We start from the raw sequence: 21,157 nt of genomic DNA, 5'->3' as shown, positions 1-21,157 counted from the left end.
GCTAAGAGGGTTAGGCCTCGCGAAAGGCGAATAAAAAGGCCGCTCCTGCGACAGAAGCGGCCTTTTCGTATTCAGAAAATTGATTAGCCCACCGGCTGGGGCCGCGCCGCCCGGCTGCCCGCTTCCGCCGATGCTTCGGTTTCGGGGGCGGCTTCCGAGGCTACGGCGCCGCGGCCGCCGCGCTGGCGCACGCTCAGGCCGAAGCCGAGGGCCATGAGCAGCGTGCCGCTCCAGAGCAGGTTGATAAACGGCTTTTCCATGGCCTTGAGGATGACGTAGTCCTTCTGGGTGGTGCTCACGCCGAAGGTGAACTTGCCGGCCGTGGGGTCGATGGCGTTGAGGGTGAGGCGCACGCCGAGGTCTTCCACTTCGTCGGGCACGCGGCCAATCATGCGGTTGCGGATGACGAACACCGGGTGGGCGTGGTACTGGCGTTTCTCGCCGGTCACAATCATGTCGGCCTGCAGGGCGAGGTCGCCTTTTTGCAAGTTGAGGCCGGCGGTTTCGTGGGCCGGCTCAATGGCCCGGAACACGGCGAAGTAGTCATTCAGGAAAATGGTGTCGCCCACGCTCAGCACGCTTTCCTTGGCCTCGCTCCACGGCTTTTCCTTGCGCGGGTCGAGCACCGAGCTCACGTGCGTGTAGATGTCGTAGCCCCAGAACTTCTTGATGGCCGGCGAAGCCAGCAGGCCGCCCCCGCCCATCTCGTCATTCACCTGGGCGCGGGGGTAGAGCGCAAACTGCTCGCCCGACTTCACATCCTTGTAATTGATGCGGTAGTAGGTGTTTTCGGGCAGGATGTTCACCGTGTCGCCCGTCTTGTAGTAGGTTTTGCCTTCCACGGTGATGGGGGCGCGGGCCAGGGCCTTGTAGTCGTCGTCGGTGCGGAAGAGGAACTGCTTGTCGACGTAGCCGGGCACGCCGGGCACCTCAAAAAACTGGCCCGTGTAGGTGAGCTGGTAGCCGTGCATGGGCGTGGTTTCGTTGCGCCACAGCAGCACGTTGTCGCGGTTCAGGTCTTCGTCGAACTCCCGCGAATACAGCAGGCCCGACACGTTGCGCGAAATGATGTTGGAGTAGCCCGCCGAAGCCAGGATGCCCAACAGCATCAGGGCAATGCCCAGGTGGGCCACCGCGCCGCCCGAGAGCCGCACGCCGCGCCGCAGCAGGTTGAAGATGGTGCCGAAGTTGGCCAGCACGCCAAACAGGCCGGCTAAGGTCAGCATCACGTAAGCCGGCGAAATCGTGAGGCCATTGTAGCGCACCAGCAGCACCACCAGCGCCGTGCCCAGCAGGGCCAGCAGGGTGGGCGCCGTGAGGGAGTTTACCACGGTGGTTTTGTCGTTGCGCTGCCACCACATGATTTGGGCGATGCCCGACAGCAGGGCCACCACCACGCCCATCCAGAGCTGGAATTTGGAATAGTGAGCAATCTGGTCGGCCGGCAGGGCCACGTTGGTTTTAATGCCAATCAGGCCCATCAGGGCATTATATACCGGAATGCTGGTGGTGTAAAGCACCTGGAAGGCGCCCAGGCAGAGCACCGTAGCGCCCACAAACACCCACAGCTCCGGGCTGTAGCCATCCAGCTCCTTGGGCGAAACGGGAATCTCTTTCCAGCGCGACACCAGCAGCGCAATGGCCAGCACGGTGAAGGCACCAAGGTAAATCAACAGCTGGCCCGACAGGCCCAAATCCGTGAAAGAGTGCACTGAGGCATTGCCCAGAACACCGCTCCGGGTGAGGAAAGTGGCGTAGAGAATGAGCACAAACGTGGCCACCACCAGCGCAAACGAGGTGCGCAGGCCAATGCGGCGCTTCTGCCACAGCACCATGCCGTGCAGCGAGGCCACCAGCACCAGCCAGGGAATGTACACGGCGTTTTCCACCGGGTCCCAGTTCCAGTAGCCGCCGAAGTTCAGCGTTTCATAAGCCCAGTAAGCGCCCATGACCACGCCCACGCCCAGCACGCCGCCGCCGATGAGCGTCCAGGGCAAGGCCGGTTTCACCCAGGCGGTGAGCTCGCGCTTCCACAGGCCGGCGATGGCGAAGGCGAAGGGCACCAGCGTGAGCGCGAAGCCCAGAAACAGCGTAGGCGGGTGAATCACCATCCAGTAGTTCTGCAGCAAAGCGTTGAGGCCGGTGCCGTCTTTGGGCACGAAGTCGGGGTTCATTTTCCACACCGGTAGGTCGGTAAGGAACTCGCGCAACAGGATAAAGGGGGAAGAACCGACTTTCACGCCGCCCAGCACCACGCCCAGAATCATACTCACCAAAAACAGTTGCACGCCGCTGAACACGGCCATTACCGGTGCTTCCCACTTGCGGTTGAAGCGCATGATGCACAGGCCCAATACCACTTGCCAGAAAATCCAGAGCAGGAAAGAGCCTTCCTGGCCCTCCCAGAAACAGGAAATCATGTACTCCACCGGCAGGTGGTTGGAACTGTGGCTCCAGGCGTAGTAGTACTCGTAGCGGTGCGCGTGAATGATGTTGAACAAACACCCAATCACACTCAATACCGCCGCGCCGTGCACGAAAAACGCGACGCGCGCCAACCGCAGCCAGCTCTGGTCTTCGTCGCCGAGGGCCCGGCCCCGGGAAGCCTGGAAGTAGCCGTAAGCCGCCACCAGCGCCGCCGCAAACGCCACGATGACGCTCAGGTGGCCGATTTGTCCTACTAATAAGTTCATAAGCTAAAGAATATCCGGCAAATTTACCGCCGCGCCGCCGGAGCCGGTAGGGCTAACAACAACTTATCGGTGAAAAAGGCGCCCCGCACCGGATGACACGTGATTTCGACGGCAATTTTTTCCAGGCCGGCCTCCCGCCACCGGCGCACCGGTAGCTCGGCCTGACGCGGGTCGCTGGGCTGATTGACGAGCTGCCGCGACAGCAGCACCTGCCCGCTGGCCGGGTTGGTGACGACTACTGAGAGGCGCGCTTTGTTCGGGTACTTGCGCAGCGGCAGCTCCACCACCGCGCGGTCGGCGGCGCCGGGCAGCGCCGCGGCCTCGCCGTAGCCGTACCACCACTGCCGCAGCCGCACCGGCGGCGGGCCACTGGGCGCCTGCGTCGTCACTACCTGGTAGTCGTAGGTGCCGGGGCCGGGCAGCGTATCGGTCACCGTGTAGGTTAGGGCCGGCTGTCCGTACGTGTCGCGCTGCACGGACACCAGCCGCACCTCGCTGCTGCGGTACTGGTGCACCTCGCGGCGCAGCACCCGGCAGGCGGGCGCGGCGGCCAGCGAGTCGGGCAAGGTCCAGGTAAGCTCGACTACGTGGCTGGCGGTGGGCAGCACACGCGTGGGGTTGGGTGGGAAATAGCTGACGGGCATGCCCACCGGCTGGCGGCTGACTTGCAGCGAGAATTGGCAGAAGTCCTTCAGGTAGCCGTCCACATCGAGCAGGTAGGGCCGGCCGGCGCGCAAAGAATCCAGCGTCACAAATACGTCATCCTGCGTGCCGAGCGAGGTGCAGCTCAGGATGCGGTAAGTAGCCGGTTGGCAGGGCGTGCCCGTGAGTACCACAAGCTGCACCCCACGCACGTCGCGGCACTTTTGCCCGCCAATGTTGATGAAGTAGCGGCCCGACGTTCTGGGGGTAAACTCAAACCACTGGTCGTTGTGGTACTCGATGCACTTGCCAGTCAGGCGCTCGTCTACGCAGCTGCGCTGCACGGTGCAGCTGGTGGTGTTGGAGGTAATGACTTCCTCGGCTTGCAGGACGCGGCGGTTTTCGATGTTGTCGTTGGCAACCTGAGCAAAGGCGGTAGAGGCGGAAGCTGCAAGGAGTATCAGGCAGCAGGCCAAAAACAGAACGTCATGCAGAGCGCAGCGAAGCATCTCTACCGCGCTACTAATTCTTTTGATTGAATTACTGCAGCGGTAAAGATGCTTCGCTCCGCTCTGCATGACGGGCGGGAAAGGGATGAGCAATACCAGCTTATTTGACTGAAGCCGTGGCGCCCTGGTTCAAATCCTTCTTCACGTATTTGCTGGGGCACTTCAGCAGGATGTTGTCGGCCATGAAGACGTTCCCCTTCATGCAGCCGGTAATCACCACTTGCTCCGAAGCGTCGAAGTCCTGCGGCTTGGGGTTATTGTACACCACGCGCTGGGCCACGTGCAGTGTGTCCACCAGCGTGAAGGCGAAGTAGTTGGGGTCCGTCATGGGGTCGTACTCCAGGCCCATGGGCTGCTTGGCAGAATCCCGCGGCAGCTTGCCCACCACGTGCACTTTGGTGGTGTTGCCCTCAGCGGCACGCTGGCGGGCTTCGCCGAAGCCCACGTACACGCTGGCGTCGGCGGTGGTGCTGAGGATGATGGCGGCGGCCACCGCAATGATGGCCATGACGAAAATGTGCGACTTCTTCATAGACCGCAGATTGAACAGATTTTCACGGATTGAACAGATTTTCTGGGGTTCCGCGCGCCGGGGGCGCAGGGGTAACAGCGCAACCGGGCGGCAGGTGCCCGGCTATTTTTTTATTTCTTCTTCCAGGCGGCTCACCTTGCGGTCGAGTGAAATAAGGTAAGTGAGCAGGCCACCCACGATGATGACCACCACGGCCACCACCACGTAGATTTTGCCGTTGGCGCGCAGGGCGTCGGCCATTTCGGGCTCGGCGGCCGGGGCTTGGGCCAATGCGGTGGCGGCGTTGAACAGCAGCGTCAGCAACAGCAGAAACAGGGCCGCGGGGCGCGGCGAGAGCTTAATTTTCATCGTGTTTCAATTTCAGGAAAGCAAAGCGGCTGCTGACCTGGGTGAGCCAGAAGGCAAACAAAATCCAGCCGATGACGGCGGGGTAAAACACCTGTCGCATGGTGTTGTCGAGGTCGTATTGGTTGAAGCCGGGGTTGCCGGTCTGGCCGGGGTGCAGCGAAGGGCCGCTCAGGCGCGGCAGCACAAACAGCAGCGGAATGGCCGCCGCAAACGCAAAGATGTTGTAGATGGCCGACACCCGCGCCCGCTGCTGCTCGTCGCGGAAGGAGCCGCGCAGCACCAGGTAGGCGCCGTAGATGAGCATGGCCACGGCCGCGCCGTTCAACCGCGGGTCGGGCGTCCACCACGCGCCCCAGGTGAACTTGGCCCACACGCTGCCGGTGGCCAAACCCAAAAGCCCCAGCACGATGCCCGTTTTGGCCGACTCGTGGGCCAGCACGTCCAGCCGCTCACTCGGCTCGCGCAGGTAGCGGATGGAGTACCACACCGACACCAGCAGCACCATAATCATGGAAAACCACATGGGCACGTGGAAAAACAGGTTCCGGATGCTCTCGTTTACGATGGGCAGCCGCGGCACCGCAATCAAGATGCCCACCGCCGAAGCCCCAATCAGCAGCAATGCCGTGATGGACTTCCACACCACGCCCGACGTGCGCTGCTCGATGAGGTATTGCCCGCCCCACACGCCCAAGATAGGCAATGCTATACTCGCAATGGAGGCAATTACACCTATTAAAATAGTTTTATTATTCATTGATAACTAAGAAACTGGATGTTAGCCGCGCCACAAAAAAGGAAACAGCAGGTATGAGGTGGCGCCCACAATCATATTCAAGGCCACCAGCGTGAGCACCGAGCTTTGGCTGACGCTCCAGTCCAGCCCGTCCAGCGCATTTTTGCTCACCTTAACGAGCAGCAGCAGCATGGGCACCATGATGGGGAAGCCGAGCACGGCCATGAGCGTGGCGCCGTTGCCGCCGGCTTTGGCTGCGATGCCCGACACCAGCGTGAGCGTGGTGGCGAAGCCCAGCGCACCCAGCAGCAGGTTGCCCACAAACAGCCCGGGACTCTGAATGGGATTGCCTAGAAAAACCGTGTACAGAAACAGCCCCAGCAGCGCCACCACCGTCAGCAGCAGCGCATTGTAGAGCATTTTGGCCAGGATAATGGCCTGGGGCCGCACCAGCGTGTAGTAGTACAGCCGCTGCCCGGCGCTTTCCTGCATGAAGCCCTTCGCCACCGCATTGATGGCCGCAAACAGCAGGATGACCCACAGCAGCGCGTTCCAGGCCGGGGGCGGGGGCGTGCCGCCGCGCAGGCTGAAGCTCAGAAAGCACACAAACACCGTGCTGCCCACGTACAGCAGTAGCCCGCCCAGTGCCGCACGCTGCCGCCATTCGAGGCGGAAGTCTTTGGCTAACAGAGTGGAAATTTCGCGGAGCAGGGGCACGGTCAGCAGGTTCGTTTCGGGCCGCAAAGATACGCCCGACCCGCCCTGGATTATTCCCCGACCACCACTTTTGCGCTAGCGGTGCGGCCTTGCTGGCTCACTTCCAGCACGTAGAGGCCGGGGGCCAGGGCACCCAGCGGCAAGGTCAGCCGGCCGCTGGCCGGTGTGGCTTCGGCGGCGTACACGGCCTGGCCCAGCAGGTTGCGCAGGCGCAGCGTGGCGGGCGCATTGCCGGGCAGGCGCAGGTTCAGGGTGCCGTGGGCGGGATTGGGGTAGGCGGCCATATCCAGCGCCGGGGCGGCCGGGCGGGCGGCCAGCACGGTGGTGGCGCGCAGGGGCAGGAAATTGAGCAAACCCAGGGCCGGCTGGTCCACCTGGTGCACGATGTGGCTTTCGGCCACGGCGGCCGAGTTGGTGCCCCAGTCGTTGTTCTGGGCCAGCATGTTGTCGGGCATGTTCAGGTAGAAATCGTACACCTGCCCGCCGTTGCCGTTGTTGTAGAGCAGGTTGCGGCCCACGTTCAGGCTGTCGGTGCTGCTGATGTCGCCAAAGCTCATGGTGGGGCCGGGGGTGGTGCTCGTGGTAGAGGTGCGCAACACCGTCACGCCCCAGAGGTTGCCGCGCAGCACGTTGCGGCTGGCCACACCGGTGAGGGTGGCGCCGCCCTGCAGGTTGATGCCGCTGCCACCGGTGTTGGCGTTGGGGTTGATGTTGTTGTTTTCAATGACGTTGCGGGTGACCACGGCCTGAATGCCCGAGCCCAGCAAGGCCACGCCGTAGCGGTTGTTGGCAATGCGGTTCTGGCGGATGAGCACCTGCGTGGTGCCGGCCGAGCCCAGCAGGTTCGACACCGACACGCCCCCGGCCATGTTGTAGGGACCGCCCGTCACGCGGCAGCCCTCCACCACAATGGGCGTGGCGCCGCCAATGCCGAGGTTAATCTGCGGATAGTTCGCGTTTTCCGTGTCGTTGTTGCGGAACACGCAGTTCCGGATTATCGGCGAGGTGTTGCGGTTGGCCGGGCTCAAGACGCCGGAGCGGGCATTGTCATAAATGCGACAGTTCAGGATGCGCGGCGCCCCGCCCGAGGGGCTGATGGCCCCACTGTTGGTGCTGGTGGTGCCGATGCGCGACACCTGGTAGCGTACCACGCAGCTGTCCAGCAGCAGGTCATTGTCGAGAATGCGGATGCCGCCGCCGTATTCCACAATGGTTTTGCGCAGGCGCGAACCCTGGCTGGTGGCCGAAAACGTGAGGCCCTTAAACGGCGCCGCGCTGGCCTGGGCCGTAATTTTGACCGAGTCGCGCGGGTTCACCAGCAGCACCCCGTCCACGGTCACCAGGGCCGCCGCGGCCACGCGCAACGCGGCGTTGGTCGTGATGGCCAGCGTATCGGTGGGGCTGAGGCGCAGGTCACCGTTCACGGCGTAGGTGCCGGGGCCGGTCAGCACCACGTTGGAGCCGGGCGCGGCGGCCAACTGGGCCAGCGTCCAGCGCACGCCGGTGCCGGGCGTCTGGAACTGGGCGTAAGCGCCGGAGCCCGACAGCAGGAGCATCAGGCCGGAGAGTAGCAACTTTTTCATAGCGGGAAGGGGCTTGGTTGGAGATGCACAAATAACGGAATCGACGGCTTGTTGAGCGGAGCGAAACAAAAAAGGCTCCTGGCTATCAAGCCAGGAGCCTTCTCAAGCGTCATCAATTCAGTGCTAACCACTGACCATCCACGCTTGCCCGTTAAAAATCGTAGCCCAGCGTGAAGTAGAATTTCGGGCCTTTGGTGATGTAATCCTCCTGGCCCCAGGCCACGTCCATCTTGCCATAAAAGCCCAGCAGCGTGGTGCGAATGCCCGCACCGTAGCCCACAAGGAAGGGGTTGCGGAAGTTGACCACCGTGGCCGAGAAGTAGTTGCCCGACGGCACCACTTTCACGGTGTTGGCCGAGTTGTCGAGGCCAAACGGGTTGGTGCCCGAGTAGGCCGTGCCGGCGTCGGCGAAGCCGGTGAGCTGCAGGTTGCGGAAGAAGCCCGAGTAGATGGGGCGCCGGGCGAAATACTGCACAATGGGCACGCGCAGCTCACTGTTGAACAGCACGTAGCGCGGGCCGCTGCGGGCGCTGTAGTTGAAGCCGCGCAGGTTGGTCACAAACTCCTGGTTCATCACCTGGTCGGCAGCCGAGTAGCCCGGCAGGAAGCGGTTCTGGTCGTATTCGGCGTTGATAACCCAGTCGTCCATGCCGCCGATGCGGAACACCTGGGCGCGCGGACCGAAAAATTGCCCGTAGCTGGCGCGGTTAGCCCACACAATGGAGCGGCTGATTTTCTGGTAGTGGCGCAGGTCAATCACGAACTTGCCAAAGCTCTTGCCCTTGTCGTTCACGTTGGTCAGGTTCAGCACGCTGGCTTTGAGGCGGGTGCCCACCACCATGTTCACGCCGGTGTTGATGCTGTTGTCGAACACCAGCTCGCCGTTGTAGCCCACGTAGTTGGTGCTCAGGTCGTTTTCGGTGGAAGCATCGCCAAGTTGGGTGCTCGAAATGTTCACGAAGCGGGGGCCGCCGCGCACGCTCAGGTTGTGGGTGAGCGGGTAGGCAATGGTGGGCGCCACCTCGTGGCGGCCGTAGCGGAAGTTGTTGTTGCCAATGCCGAAAAAGTAGGCCTGCTTCTGGTAGGCAAGGCTCCAGTCGTAGCGGTGCGTGAGGTTGGTGTAGGCCGCCCGGATGTTGCTGGTGCGCAGGTCAAACAAGCCAAACAGGCTGGCGTCGATGCGCTGGTTTTCCAGCACGTCGGTCAGGGCCGCCTTGAACTGCAGGCCCACGCCCACCAGCGGGTCCATGTACAGGGCCGTCGACACGTTGTCGGCCATAAAGCGGGTGTCGTAGCGGAACGGGCCGCTCAGGGCCGGGGCGTTGGCCTGGGCCGCCGTCGCCGCCGCTGCTGCCGTCGAGGCCGTCGTGGGGGTGAGGCGCCGCCGCTTGGTTTGCGAGGGCTGGGCCGGCTCGTCTTCCTCAAACTGGTAGTCGCTGGTGTTCACGGTGCTGCTGGCGGGCTTGGGGGCCTTGGCCGGTGCCGTTGTGGTGGCCGAGTCGGCCGGCGCGCCCGCGGCGGCAACCGAAGACGTTACGGGCGCGGGCGCCGGGGCGGGCTTGGGGGCCGCGGCTGCCCGGGGTGGGGCCGACCGGTCTTCCAGCGTTTGCTGCCGGGCCGTTTTGGTGAGGGGGAAGCTCGTCGTGAGCGGATATTCGGGGTAGAGGTAGAGGATGTCGCGGGACTGCGTCGGCGCCACAAACACCAGCGCCGACGTCTGCGGGCTGTAGTCGAAATCGTGCGTATTGGGCAGCCAGTTCGTCAGAATGGTGCGCTGCTTAGTTTTCAGCGAGTAGCGGTACAGGGCCCGCACGCCGCTTTCCTCGCCCAGGTACAGAATTTCCTCATTGGAAATGGCCCGGGGACGCGTCTCGTTCGAGATGGTGCTCACCAGCGTTTCCACCGGAATGGGGCGCCCGTCGAGGTGGTATTCAAACAAGTCGTAGTTGTTCACCACGTTCTGGAAGGTGGCCGGCCGGGCGCGGCCCGCCGAGTCGAGGTAGCGGTTCGAGCTAAACACCAGGCCTTCGCCGTTGGGCAAAAACACCGGCTGCACGTCGTCGAACAAGTCGTTGGTGAGCTGCTCGGCCTGCCGGCTGCCGGCCCGCAATAAGTAAATGTCGTTCTGCCCGTTGCGCACCGCGCTAAACACCAGCGCCTTGCCATCGGGCGAGTAGCTCATGCTCAGAATCTGGTCGTAGGGCGCAAACAGCGAGGCCGGCCGCGAAAACCGGATGGCTTCGCGCGCCCGGCGCACCAGCCCGCGGCCGTCGGCGTCGCGCAGGCGCAGGGTCATTTCGCCGCGGCTCATCTCGGCCACGGCCACTTGTGAGTTGCCACGCCAGGCCAGCACGGGCAGGCGGGTCTCAATTTGCTGGTCGGGGGTTTTGTAGCCGCCGCGGCTCAGGGTGCGGCGGTGCTTGCCGGTGCGGTCCACCACCACCACGCGGTAGCGGCCGCCTTCGTTCTGGGCGTAGGCCACCAGTTGGCCGTTGGGGCTCACCACGGGCTGCGAAAACACGTCGGCGTGGCGGTTGCGGCCGCCCTGGCGAAATTGCTTGTCTGGCTCTACCAGCGTGGCCACGGGCTGGCCGTTGAGGTCGCGGTAATACGTGAGCCAGTCTTTCAGAAAGACTTTAAACGGCACGTTCAGCGAAGAACTGATGCCCACCTCAATGTCGCGCGTAATACGCGTGAGGTTCAGAATATTCTGGATGGTGGTGTAGCCGTAGCGCTCGGCCACATAGTTCCAGATGCTCTGGCCCGCCAGCGTGGAGTTGCGCAGGAAAAACGGCGCCGTGCGCATGCCCGTGGGGTACTGCTTGGTCATGTCGCGCATGAAGCCGTCCATTTCCACGCTCCAGCCCTCGGCCGCGTATGCCGAGGCCCCGCCGATGAACCAGTCCGGCAGCTGCAGCAGGTAGCTGCTCTGCAGCACTTCCTTCAGGGAGCCGCCGTACATCATGTCGTTGAGCAGCACCTGGGTTATCTGGGTGCTGAGCTCGCGCTTAAACTCCGTCTCCTGGCCGCCGAAGGCAATCTGGACCTTGCTCATGCGCGCCAGCGGCGTTTCGCCGCCGTTCACCTGCTGCAAGGTGGCCGTGAGGCCGATGTTGCTCTGGCGCAGGTCGCCCACCGAGTTGTAAAACAGCAGGGTGGTTTTGGAATACGGGTAATAGCCGATGAGCGAGGTGATGCGCTGCAGCTCTTTTTCGGCGTACTCGGCGGCGCGGCGGGCGCTGCCTTCGCCGCCGTCGTAGTACATCACGTTAAAATTCTGGGTGCTCAGCTGCTGCCAGTTGAACTGCTTGTACTGCACGCGCACCCGCCCAAAAGGTTCCTGCGCCGTTTGGGCCCGGGCGGCGGGCGGGCCCAGCAAGGGCAGCAGCAGCGCGAGGGCGCCCAGCGCGCGCTTCGTGAATAATGAAATGGTCATAACGGAGGCAACGAGCAAAAGCGGATTTTCGTCCGCGCGTAACGCTAAAAAGTCTGCGGGCCCTAGGAAAGGTTCCGCCCGGTGGGCGGGCCGCCCGGGGAATTGAAGTAAAAGGATTTAGCGGAAAATTGTTCCGGTATCGCACCAGGAAAAACGCGGCCCGGCCACGCCCGGCCGGGGCCGGGTTCAATAGTACTCAAATTACGCCAACCGGCCGCAGCGCGTTGTAGCGGTGCAGGCTCACGTCGGGCCACAGTTCGGCGCGCCCTGCCAGCCAGTCGGCCAGCAGCACGGCCAGCCGCGGGGCCAGCATCACGCCCTTGGACCCGTAGCCGCCGCAAAAGCTTAAGGCCGGCGCGGTGGGGTGGGGGCCCAGCAGCGGCCGGCGGTCGCGCACGGCGGGCCGCACGCCCGCCCGCTGCCCCAGCACGGCAAACGGCAGGTCGGTAATCACCGTGAGGCGGGCCGCCAGCTCCTCGCGCCCCACGGCCGTGGGCCCCTCGGCAAACGGCGGCCAGCGGTAGGTGGCGCCCACCCGGAAGCGCCCGCCGCCCAGCGGCACCACGTAGGCGCCGCGGTTCAGCACCTGGGCCGGGCTCAGGCCGGCGCATTCCACGTCCAGCACCTCGCCCTGGTTGGGCGTGAGCGGCAGCCAGCTAAAATAGGGGTTGCGCACGGCCGCCGCGCCCTCGCAGCACACGACGTGCCGGGCCCGCACCTGGCCCGCGTAGGTGGCGCCGGCGTCGTCGGTCGTCAGCTTGCTCCAGTCAAAACCTTCGGGCTGCAGCCAGCCCTCGCGGGTGCCTTCGGCGGCCAGGGCAGCCAGCAACTCGCGCACGGCCACGTGCCCGCCGCCGCGCAGCCACGCCCCGCCGAAGGGCGCGTGCACGCCGGCCAGGCCGGGGTCGGTGGTGGTGAGCTCGGCCACGAAGCCGGCCCAGGGCTGGTCGGCGCTGCGGGCCAGCACGGCGTTTTGCTCTTCCACCGAGCCGAAGAGCTTGAAAATGGGCGACTCGTTGAAAAACGGCTGGTCGAAGCGCTGCTCCAGCTCGCGGTAGAACGCGGCGGCGAACGGCAGCAGCTCAGCCGCGCGCCACGACAGCGCGAAGCGCTTGCCGGCTACGGGGTTCATGAGGCCGGCCGCCACGTTGGAGGCTGAGTTGGCCTGGCCGGGGTCGTACACCTGCACGCGGTGGCCCCGTTGGCGCAGCACATAAGCCAGCGTGGCGCCCGCAATGCCGTGGCCAACCACCAGAAAATCACAGTCCATCATGGCCGGCAAGGTAATGAGACTTACTTTAACAAGGAACCCGCCCTGTCATCCTGAGCGGAGCGAAGGACCTCATTACCCCTGAATAATTTGCAATAAATTCAGACGGCGCTGGCGTGAGAAGGTCCTTCGCTGCGCTCAGGATGACAGGGCGAGTTTACTCCTCATTAAGCGAAGCGCCGTACCTTTCCGCATTGCTCAGACATTTTGGTTTTGTATGACGGTCGCCGGTTTCACGTTCAATGCTTTCTCCGAAAATACCTACCTGCTGATTGACGAGGCCACCCGGCAAGTGGCCATCGTGGACGCCGGCTGCTACGCGCCTGCCGAGCAGCGTGCCTTAAAAGAGTACATCGAAACCAACGACTTGCAAGTAGCGCTGCTGCTGAACACCCACTCGCACATCGACCACGTGCTCGGCAGCCAGTTTGTGCTGAGCACCTGGCCGGGCACGCCCTTCCTGGTGCACCGCCTCGACGTGCCCACCCTGCGCGCCGTGCCCACCTACGCCACCAACTATGGCTTTCCGCAGTACCAGCCGGCCGAGCCCACCGGCGAGCTGGTGGCCGGCCAGCCCGTGCGCTTCGGCGAAACCGCGCTGGAGGTGCGCTTCACGCCGGGCCATGCGCCGGGGCACGTGGTGTTCTACCACGCGCCCACGGCCACCGTCATTGGCGGCGACGTGCTGTTTCAGCGCAGCATCGGGCGCACCGATTTGCCGGGCGGCAACCACGCCGAGCTGCTGCACAGCATTGCCACCGAGCTCCTGACCCTGCCCGACGATACCGTGGTGTACCCCGGCCACGGCCCGGCCACCACCATCGGCGAGGAGCGCCGCGCCAATCCCTTCCTCATTTAACGGCTCGCTATTATCATTTAACAGCCCGGGCGAACGTTGAGTGCGCGCCCAGTAGCTGTTGAGGGAGATAAGTGGAGCCGATAAAATGTTAAATGCTAATTGATAATTGTTAAATGAAAAGACACCTGCCCAACGCCGTGACCTGCCTCAACCTGCTGTGCGGCTGCCTGGCGCTGACGGAGATTTTTGCCGGCCGGCTCGAAAACGGCGCTTGGTTTGTGGCCGCCGCCGCCGCCGCCGACTTTGCCGACGGCCTGCTGGCCCGGGCTCTGCGCGTGTCGTCGGCTATTGGAAAAGACCTGGACTCGCTGGCCGACATGGTGTCGTTTGGCGTGGTGCCGGGGGCTATTCTGGCTCATCTGCTGGCCGGGCATGTGCTATTTGGCAGCGGCACGGAGCCGATGTCGAACTGGGTTTGGATGCCCTACTTCGGTTTTCTGGTCACCATCTTCTCGGCCCTGCGCCTGGCCAAGTTCAACAACGACACCCGGCAGACGACGTCCTTCATTGGGCTGCCCACGCCGGCGTGTACGCTGGTGGTGGCCTCGCTGCCGCTTATTCTGGCCCACGACCAGTTTGGGCTGAAAGCTTTCGTTCTTAATCCGCTGGTACTGTTGGGCCTCACGGTGCTGCTGTCGGGGCTGCTGGTAGCCGAGCTGCCGCTGTTTGCCCTGAAGTTTAAGACCCTGCGCTGGGCCGATAACCGGCGTCGTTTTTTGTTTTTGCTGTTGGCGGCAGGATTATTGCTGGCGTTGCGCGCGGCGGCCGTGCCGTTGGTGGTGCTGCTCTACGTGCTGCTTTCGGTGCCCAAAACGGCGGCCCGCTGACATATTCGCGGCTGGCGTTGCAATAAATAGAGTATTTGGTTGTTAGGATGGGGTTGCCAGGTGAACCTGACGCCCGGCCGCGCTGTTGCGAGGGCCACCCCCGGTGGGCCCGTGCAGCAAGGCAGGTATTAAAAACATAGCGTGTATGCGTCTTTCTTTTCTCTTCATTGCTTTTGCGGGGTTGATAGTGGGAGCGGCCCGGCCGGCCCGCGCGCAGTCGGGCGGCCTTCTCACCACCCACGGCACCATCAAGTGGGGCGGCTACGCCGAGGTGCCCGGCCCCGGCACCCGCAAGAAAAAAGTGCCCACCTACGCCGAAGCCCAGCCGGTATTGAACGAGCAGGTGGGCTGGTACACCGTGCGCCTGACGGGCGGCGCCGTGGCCCAGGGCGAGTTGCTGAACCTGGTGTACGAGCCGTTTTCCGCCGCTGACGCTCAGCTGTTTGACGCCGGCAAGCTGCCCGCCGGCCCCGACCCACAGCTGAGCTCCGGCACCGAGATGAAGCGCACGGTGACGTACCTGAGCCTGCGCCCGGCCCGCCGCAACCCCCAGACCGGCCAGCCCGAGCGCCTGGTGTCGTTCGACTACCGCTACGCGCCGGGCAGCGCTGCGGCCGCGCGCGGCACGGCCACGGCCGCCCACGTCTACGCCACCCAATCGGTGCTGCGCACCGGCGACTGGTACAAGCTGGGCGTGGCCGAAAGCGGCGTCTACAAGCTCGACAAGGCCGCCCTGGCCGACTTGGGCATTTCCGGGAACATCAACCCCAAGAACCTGCACCTCTACGGCAACGCCATGGGCATTCTGCCCCAGGCCAGCGCCGTGCCGCGTCCCGACGACCTGACCGAAAACAACATTCAGTTTGTGGGCAACCCCGACAACACGCTCGACAACAACGAATACTTCCTGTTTTACTCGCCCGGCCCGCACACCTGGGCGGCTGACGGCGCCGTGTTCCGGCACCGCAACAACATTTATACCGACACGGCTTACTATTTCGTGACCGTGGACAACCAGCCGGGCCGGCGGGTTGAGCCGGTGGCCCCGCCGGCGGCCGGTGCTACTCCCGTGCTCATCAATTCGTTTACCTACCGCGACTTCTACGAGCACGACCTGATTAGCCTCATGCACTCGGGGCGCAACTGGGTGGGCGAGGGTTTTCGCAGCGGTGGCCAGCAAAACTTCACGTTCGACAACATTCCCGACCTGGTAAGCAACGCGCCGGTACAAGTCACGTCGTCGCTGCTGGCCAGCTCGGCGGCAGGCAGCGCGTTTCAGCTCACGCTCAACAACACCAGCCTGGGCACCGAGCCGCTCAGGGCATTGGTGCCCCAGGCATTTTTTCCCATTGCCGTCGAAACCACGGCCACCCGACAGTTGTACCTGCCCAATCCGGGTACTTCGCTCACGGTGGGGCTCACCTTCTCCAGCGGCGACCCCAGCGCCAACGGCTACCTCGACTACCTGGAAATTAACGCCATGCGCCAACTCCGGCTGACGGATAAGCCGCTGGAATTCCGTTCGTTGAGCAACATCGGGCCCGGACATCTCAACCAGTACCAGCTGGCCAATGCTGCCGGCGCCACCGTGTGGGACGTGACTGACCCGCGGCGGCCCGTGGCCCGCGCCCTCGATGGCAGCAACAGCTTCGTAGCGCCGTCCGACACATTTCGGGAATTTGTAGCTTTTCAGCTTACCAATAACTTCGGCAAAGTGCGGCGGTTCGGCCGCGTTGACAACCAGAACCTGCACGCCATCAACAGCAACCCGGCCGCGCTGGTCGACCTGGTTATTGTGACGCATCCGGTGTTTTACGCCCAGGCCCAGCGCCTTGCCAACCACCGCACCTCCCACGACGGCCTGCGCTCCGTGGTGGTGACCACCACCCAGGTTTACAACGAATACGGCTCGGGCGGGCAGGACGTGACGGCCATTCGCGACTTCGTGAAGCAGCTCTACGACCGGGCCCCCGCCGGCCGGCAGCTGCAATTGCTGCTGTTCGGCGATGCGTCGTTCGACTACAAGTCGGACCCCTACAACGACGCCAACTTTGAACCGGACTGGTGGAAAAGCAGCCGGGTGCCTTTCCGCGCCAGCGCCGACTTCGACAACTTCAACCAGAACTACGTGCCCACCTACGAGTCGCGCGAGTCGCTGACGCCGTTCTATGGTATACCCAGCTATTCTTCGGACGACTATTACGCCCTGCTCGACGACAACGAAGGCGAATGGGTGGAAGGGTCGAGCAATGAGCTGCTCGACATTGGCGTGGGCCGCCTGCCGGTGCGCCTGCCGTCGGGCAAGTCAACCGACGTGACCCAGGCCCGGCAGCTGGTGGACAAAATCATCAGCTACGACGCCACGGCGGCCTATGGCAAGTGGCGCAACCGCATTTCGCTGGTGTCGGACGACGGTGAGCGTAGCTTGTTTGTAGACGACACGCGGGGCTCCGATAACATTGCCAACATTGTGCAGACCACGGCGCCGGCCTACAACGTGCACAAGGTGTACCTCGACTTGTATCCGCAGCAGGCCGTGGCGGCCGGGCAGCGCTCGACGGCTGCCAACCGTGCCATCGACCAATCGGTGGAGCAAGGCTCTTTGATTGTCAACTACCTGGGTCACGGCGGGCCGAAGGGCTGGGCCGATGAGCAGATTCTGACCAATGCGTCGGTGATGGCGTTGCGCAACGCCAACAACCTGACGTTCTTCACCACGGGCACCTGCGATTTCAGCACCTTCGACAATCCCGACTTTACCTCGGCCGGCGAGCAGGTGCTCACCGACAATGCCACGGGCGGGGCGGTGGGCCTTTTCACCACCACGCGCGTGGTAGATGCGGGCCAGAACGCAGGCCTGAACGATGCCTATTTCCGGCGGGTGTTGCAACCCCTCAACAGCCAGATGCCCGCCATCGGCACGGTGGTGATGCTAAGCAAGAACGACTTTCACCGCGCAAATGGGTCCGACCTCAACAACCGCAACTATACCCTGCTGGCCGACCCCAGCATGACCCTGGCCTACCCCCGCCAGACGGTGGTGCTCGACAGCGTGAACGAGCGGGTGGCGGGCGTGTGGACGCCGGCCCCGGCGCTGCAGGCCCTGTCCCGCGTGCGGGTGCACGGCCGGGTGCTGAATGGCGGCGCGCCCAACACCGGCTTCACGGGCCGGGCGCAGGTCACCATCTACGACAAGCCGACCATGGTGAAAACCCTCGGCGACGAGGAAACGCCCACCACGCCGGAGGATAAGCCGCGCGATATAGAGGTGCAGGAAAGCGTGATTTATGGCGGCCAGGCCAACGTGGTGAACGGCGAGTTCAGCCTGACGTTTGTGGTGCCCAAGGACATCAACTACAACCTGGGGCTGGGCAAAATCAGCCTCTACGCCTCCGACCCCACGCACACCGTCGACGCGCACGGCTACCAGTTGAAGCAGGTGGGCGGCGCTTCGCTCAACGCCCCGCAGGACTCCATTCCGCCGGTAATCACGCTGTTCATGGACAACGACAAGTTTGTGTTTGGCGGCCTCACCGGGCCCAACACCACGCTGCTGGCCCAGCTGAGCGACTCCAGCGGCATCAACACCACGGGGGCGGGCATTGGCCACGACATCACGGCCGTTGTTGACCACGACGATTCCAAGCTGCTGGTGCTCAACGAGAGCTTCGTGTCGAGCGTGGGCAATTTCCGGCGGGGCCAGGTCACGAACCTGTTCAAAGGACTGGCCAACGGGCCGCACACGCTGCGCGTGAAAGCCTGGGACACCTACAACAACTCGTCGGAAAAAGAGATTGAGTTCGTGGTGGCCACCGACGAAAAGCTGGCCCTGGACCACGTGCTGAACTACCCCAATCCGTTTGCTACCAGTACTACGTTCATCTTCGACCACAACCAGGCCGGCGGCGAGCCCGACGAGCTGGACGTGCAGGTGCAGATTTTCACGGTGGCGGGCCGGCTGGTGCGCACGCTCACGGCCACGGTGCCCAGCACCGAGTCGCACAACAAGACCATCAAGTGGAACGGCCGCGACGAGTTCGACGACCAGCTGGCCCGTGGCGTGTACGTGTACCGCCTCAGCGTGCGCTCGCAGAACAAGGGCACCGTGGCCTCGAAATACGAAAAGCTCGTCATCCTGAATTAACCTAATCCGCTTTTATTTGCGCCCGGGCCGCGAATGGCCTCCTCACCCACCTCTATGCATTCACTCGTTTCATGTTCGCGCTGGGCGCTGGTAGCCGGCTTGCTGGCTTCGGCCGCTTCGGTTCAGGCCCAGGGCCAGCAGCACACCATCACCACGGCGGTGCCCATTCTCACCCTCAGCCCCGATGCGCGCGCCTCGGGCATGGGCGAAGCGGGCGTGGCCACCTCGCCCGACGCCAACGCGGCCTACTTCAACCCCGGCAAGCTGGGCTTTGTGCCCTACAAGTACGCGGCGTCGGTGTCGTATTCGCCCTGGCTGCGCAACATCACCGACGACATGAGCCTGTCCTACCTCTCGGGCTACGGCAAAGTGGGCACGCGCTCGGCCTTCGGCGCCTCGCTGATGTACTTCGATTTGGGCAACATCGACTACCGCACCGGCAACAACCTGCCCAACGGCTCCTTCAACCCCAAGGAGTACGCCGTTTCGGTGTCGTACGGCCTGCAACTGACCGATAATTTCGGCGTGGGCATTTCGGCGCGCTACATCCATTCCAACCTCATCGGGGCCATCAACAACAACAGTTCAGAGCCGGGTAACTCGGCGGCCGTGGACCTGGGCGCGTACTATTCCAAGGACCTCACCATCGGCACGGGCCTCTACAACCTGGCCTTTGGCGGCGCCATCTCCAACATCGGCAACAAGATGACCTACGTCAAAGCGACGGAGCCCAGCTTCCTGCCCACCACGCTGAAGCTCGGCACGGCCATTACCCGCGAAATAGACCAGTACAACAAAATCACGATAGCCCTAGACGCCAGCAAGCTGCTGGTGCCCTCGCCGTACTACGAAAACGGTGTGGCGTCGAACACGCCCTCGATTGTGGCCGCCAACACGCAGCGCAACAACCAGTCCATTGTGGGCGCCATGTTCTCGTCGTTCAGCGACGCGCCGGGCGGCACCAGCGAAGAAATCCGGGAAATCAACCTCTCGGCCGGCCTCGAATACAACTACAACGACTTGTTGTACGCCCGCGGCGGCTACTTTTATGAAGCCCCCGACAAGGGCGACCGCCAATACCTGAGCCTGGGCCTGGGCGTGCGCTACCAGGTGTTCGGCATCGACGGCACCTACCTGGTGCCCACCGGCAACAACTCGCAAAACAACCCGCTGGCCCAAACCATTCGGGTGTCGCTGCACTTCAACCTGAACAAGCTCTCCGACGCGTTTGACGAAAACGGTGCCGGCGGCACCAGCGGCGAGCTCCCCACGAACTAAGCCGACGGACTGCCACCCCAGAACGTCATGCTGAGCGCAGCCGAAGCAGCTCGCGTGCAACAGTAATTCAATCGTGAAAACGAAAGGGTTGCTGCTACACGCGAGCTGCTTCGGCTGCGCTCAGCATGACGTTCTTTTTCCATTCGCTTCCTCCCCTCTGAAATCAACCACTGCTCTTTATGCTCGACCGCACCGTCGCCCCTCCCGTTCAGCCGCTGGCCCGCGTAACGCTGCCCGCCGCCGACGTTCTTTCCCTGCCCAGCGGCGCCCGCCTGCACGTGCTGGCCAACGATGCCCAGCCCGTGGTGCGCCTGCAGGCCGTGTTCCGGGCCGGCAAAACCGTGGAGCCCCGCCCCGGCCTGGCCACGCTCACGGCGCGCATGCTACTGGAGGGCACCACTACCCGCACCGCCCGCCGAATTGCCGACGAAGTGGCCTTTTACGGCGCTTCGCTAGAATGTGACGCGGGATTTGACCGCTCCACGCTCACGCTTTACTGCCTCACGCGGCACCTGCCCGCCCTGCTGCCGCTGGTGCTGGACGTGCTGCAAAACCCGGCCTTCCCGGCCAGCGAGCTGGACCAGCTCAAAACCCGCACCGTCCAGAACGTGCGCGTGGAGCGCCAGAAAACCAGCTTCCTGGCTTCGGAGCGGTTCAATGAATTGCTTTTTGGGGCCGAAACCGCCTACGGCCGGCCATTTAACGCCGACGAGTACCAGGCACTGACGGCCGAAGAAGCTCGGGCCTTCCACCAGCAAGCCTACGCCCTGGCCAACGCCGAGCTGTTTTTGTGCGGCGATGTAGCAGCGGAGCGTGAGCTGGTGGCTTCTGCTTTTGGCGCGGAGCCAATGGGCGCAACGCAAAGGCCCGAACAGCAGTATGGACTAGAAATTGACGTATCCATCCCACCGTCTCACGTCGAGCGTGTGCCAGTGGCGGGCAGCCTGCAGGCGTCCATCCGGATGGGCCGCTTGTGGCCCAGCCCCACGCACCCCGATACCCACCGCCTGAAGTTGCTGGCCAACGTGCTGGGCGGCTATTTTGGCTCGCGGCTGATGCGTAACATCCGCGAGGACAAGGGCCTGACCTATGGTATCTACGCCAGCGTGGCCCCGCGCGAGGCAGGCACCTCGCTCGTCATCGGCACCGACGTGAAGGGCGAAAGCGCCGACTTTGCCGTGCGCGAAATTGAGATGGAGCTGCGCCGCCTGCAGGAAGAACTGATTCCGGCCGACGAGTTGGAAACAGTGAAAAATTACCTGCTGGGCAAGTTTGCCAACGAACTATCCACCGTTTTTGAGCAGTGCGACAAGTACAAAACGTTGGTGTTTCTGGAGTTGCCCGCTGACTATTACACCGAATTCGTGCAGCAAACCGAGGCCACTAATGCCGAAACGCTGCGCACGCTGGCGCAGGCGTACCTGTTGCCAGAGAATATGCAGATTGTGATTGCCGGACCAGAAAACGAGTAAAAACAAATCAAAGCAACGTCATGCAGAGGGCCGGGGGAGGGAGGTTAGGGCGGGGGGGGAAGGGAAGAGGGTGGGGGGGGGGAGGGTTCGCGCGCCCCCCCCGTTGCGGCG

Annotated in this window: 14 protein-coding genes; 5 read left to right on the top strand and 9 right to left on the bottom strand. The window is 63.5% G+C overall.

Going from position 1 to position 21,157, the window contains the following annotated elements; translation table 11 throughout:
• Positions 1 to 83: 83 nt before the first annotated feature.
• The 9 genes from ccsA (I2H31_RS23845) to I2H31_RS23805 all read right to left on the bottom strand — a co-directional run bounded on the left by ccsA (I2H31_RS23845) (position 84) and on the right by I2H31_RS23805 (position 12,469).
• Positions 84 to 2,693 carry a cytochrome c biogenesis protein CcsA gene (gene ccsA, locus I2H31_RS23845; RefSeq protein WP_196295577.1) on the bottom strand — a complete coding sequence of 870 codons (2,610 nt, stop codon included), beginning with the start codon at positions 2,691 to 2,693 and terminating at the stop codon, positions 84 to 86.
• A 23-nt stretch (positions 2,694 to 2,716) separates the two neighbouring features.
• Complete coding sequence (locus I2H31_RS23840) at positions 2,717 to 3,844, bottom strand: hypothetical protein (protein WP_196295576.1); 1,128 nt, start codon at positions 3,842 to 3,844, stop codon at positions 2,717 to 2,719.
• Positions 3,845 to 3,944: 100 nt separating this feature from the next.
• The gene (locus I2H31_RS23835) at positions 3,945 to 4,376 is read right to left on the bottom strand and encodes a cytochrome c maturation protein CcmE domain-containing protein (RefSeq protein ID WP_196295575.1); all 432 of its coding nucleotides are present in this window, start codon (positions 4,374 to 4,376) and stop codon (positions 3,945 to 3,947) included.
• Positions 4,377 to 4,478: 102 nt separating this feature from the next.
• The gene (locus I2H31_RS23830; protein ID WP_196295574.1) at positions 4,479 to 4,724 is read right to left on the bottom strand and encodes a CcmD family protein; all 246 of its coding nucleotides are present in this window, start codon (positions 4,722 to 4,724) and stop codon (positions 4,479 to 4,481) included.
• Positions 4,714 to 5,427, bottom strand: coding sequence for a cytochrome c biogenesis protein CcsA (ccsA, locus tag I2H31_RS23825; RefSeq protein WP_394368983.1), 714 nt, complete (start codon positions 5,425 to 5,427; stop codon positions 4,714 to 4,716). The genes I2H31_RS23830 and ccsA (I2H31_RS23825) overlap by 11 nt, the downstream gene beginning before the upstream one ends.
• 75 nt (positions 5,428 to 5,502) lie before the next feature.
• Complete coding sequence (locus tag I2H31_RS23820; RefSeq protein ID WP_196295618.1) at positions 5,503 to 6,171, bottom strand: heme exporter protein CcmB; 669 nt, start codon at positions 6,169 to 6,171, stop codon at positions 5,503 to 5,505.
• A gap of 56 nt (positions 6,172 to 6,227) precedes the next feature.
• A complete protein-coding gene (locus I2H31_RS23815) occupies positions 6,228 to 7,760 on the bottom strand; it encodes a T9SS type A sorting domain-containing protein (protein WP_196295572.1) in 1,533 nt (510 codons plus the stop codon).
• 151 nt (positions 7,761 to 7,911) lie between these two features.
• Complete coding sequence (locus I2H31_RS23810; RefSeq protein WP_196295571.1) at positions 7,912 to 11,196, bottom strand: PD40 domain-containing protein; 3,285 nt, start codon at positions 11,194 to 11,196, stop codon at positions 7,912 to 7,914.
• Positions 11,197 to 11,392: 196 nt separating this feature from the next.
• A complete protein-coding gene (locus tag I2H31_RS23805; RefSeq protein WP_196295570.1) occupies positions 11,393 to 12,469 on the bottom strand; it encodes an NAD(P)/FAD-dependent oxidoreductase in 1,077 nt (358 codons plus the stop codon).
• Positions 12,470 to 12,683: 214 nt separating this feature from the next.
• On the opposite strand from I2H31_RS23805, the gene I2H31_RS23800 reads away from it, so the two are divergent.
• The 5 genes from I2H31_RS23800 (at position 12,684) to I2H31_RS23780 (ending at position 21,046) form a co-directional block, all read left to right on the top strand.
• A complete protein-coding gene (locus tag I2H31_RS23800) occupies positions 12,684 to 13,325 on the top strand; it encodes an MBL fold metallo-hydrolase (RefSeq protein WP_196295569.1) in 642 nt (213 codons plus the stop codon).
• 113 nt (positions 13,326 to 13,438) lie between these two features.
• Positions 13,439 to 14,152 carry a CDP-alcohol phosphatidyltransferase family protein gene (locus tag I2H31_RS23795; RefSeq protein ID WP_196295568.1) on the top strand — a complete coding sequence of 238 codons (714 nt, stop codon included), beginning with the start codon at positions 13,439 to 13,441 and terminating at the stop codon, positions 14,150 to 14,152.
• 145 nt (positions 14,153 to 14,297) lie between these two features.
• Positions 14,298 to 18,296 (top strand): type IX secretion system sortase PorU, encoded by a 3,999-nt coding sequence (porU, locus tag I2H31_RS23790; RefSeq protein ID WP_196295567.1) that lies wholly within the window; start codon positions 14,298 to 14,300, stop codon positions 18,294 to 18,296.
• Between the two features lie 54 nt (positions 18,297 to 18,350).
• Positions 18,351 to 19,574, top strand: coding sequence for a type IX secretion system outer membrane channel protein PorV (gene porV, locus I2H31_RS23785; RefSeq protein WP_196295566.1), 1,224 nt, complete (start codon positions 18,351 to 18,353; stop codon positions 19,572 to 19,574).
• A 179-nt stretch (positions 19,575 to 19,753) separates the two neighbouring features.
• Positions 19,754 to 21,046, top strand: a complete 1,293-nt coding sequence (locus I2H31_RS23780; RefSeq protein WP_196295565.1) for a M16 family metallopeptidase — start codon at positions 19,754 to 19,756, stop codon at positions 21,044 to 21,046.
• Positions 21,047 to 21,157: the final 111 nt, after the last annotated feature.

The sequence above is a fragment of the Hymenobacter ruricola genome, from assembly GCF_015694525.1.
Taxonomy (GTDB): domain Bacteria; phylum Bacteroidota; class Bacteroidia; order Cytophagales; family Hymenobacteraceae; genus Hymenobacter; species Hymenobacter ruricola.
Note: the sequence above shows the minus strand (reverse complement) of the source record. Positions and strands in the feature narration are given on the sequence as shown.

Coding starts and splice junctions, on each gene's coding strand:
- I2H31_RS23835 (WP_196295575.1), bottom strand. CDS start 4,376: ATGAAGAAGTCGCACATTTTCGTCATGGCCATCATTGCGGTGGCCGCC.
- I2H31_RS23795 (WP_196295568.1), top strand. CDS start 13,439: ATGAAAAGACACCTGCCCAACGCCGTGACCTGCCTCAACCTGCTGTGC.
- I2H31_RS23840 (WP_196295576.1), bottom strand. CDS start 3,844: ATGCTTCGCTGCGCTCTGCATGACGTTCTGTTTTTGGCCTGCTGCCTG.
- I2H31_RS23780 (WP_196295565.1), top strand. CDS start 19,754: ATGCTCGACCGCACCGTCGCCCCTCCCGTTCAGCCGCTGGCCCGCGTA.
- I2H31_RS23805 (WP_196295570.1), bottom strand. CDS start 12,469: ATGATGGACTGTGATTTTCTGGTGGTTGGCCACGGCATTGCGGGCGCC.
- ccsA (WP_196295577.1), bottom strand. CDS start 2,693: ATGAACTTATTAGTAGGACAAATCGGCCACCTGAGCGTCATCGTGGCG.
- porV (WP_196295566.1), top strand. CDS start 18,351: ATGCATTCACTCGTTTCATGTTCGCGCTGGGCGCTGGTAGCCGGCTTG.
- I2H31_RS23815 (WP_196295572.1), bottom strand. CDS start 7,760: ATGAAAAAGTTGCTACTCTCCGGCCTGATGCTCCTGCTGTCGGGCTCC.
- porU (WP_196295567.1), top strand. CDS start 14,298: ATGCGTCTTTCTTTTCTCTTCATTGCTTTTGCGGGGTTGATAGTGGGA.
- I2H31_RS23800 (WP_196295569.1), top strand. CDS start 12,684: ATGACGGTCGCCGGTTTCACGTTCAATGCTTTCTCCGAAAATACCTAC.
- I2H31_RS23830 (WP_196295574.1), bottom strand. CDS start 4,724: ATGAAAATTAAGCTCTCGCCGCGCCCCGCGGCCCTGTTTCTGCTGTTG.
- I2H31_RS23810 (WP_196295571.1), bottom strand. CDS start 11,196: ATGACCATTTCATTATTCACGAAGCGCGCGCTGGGCGCCCTCGCGCTG.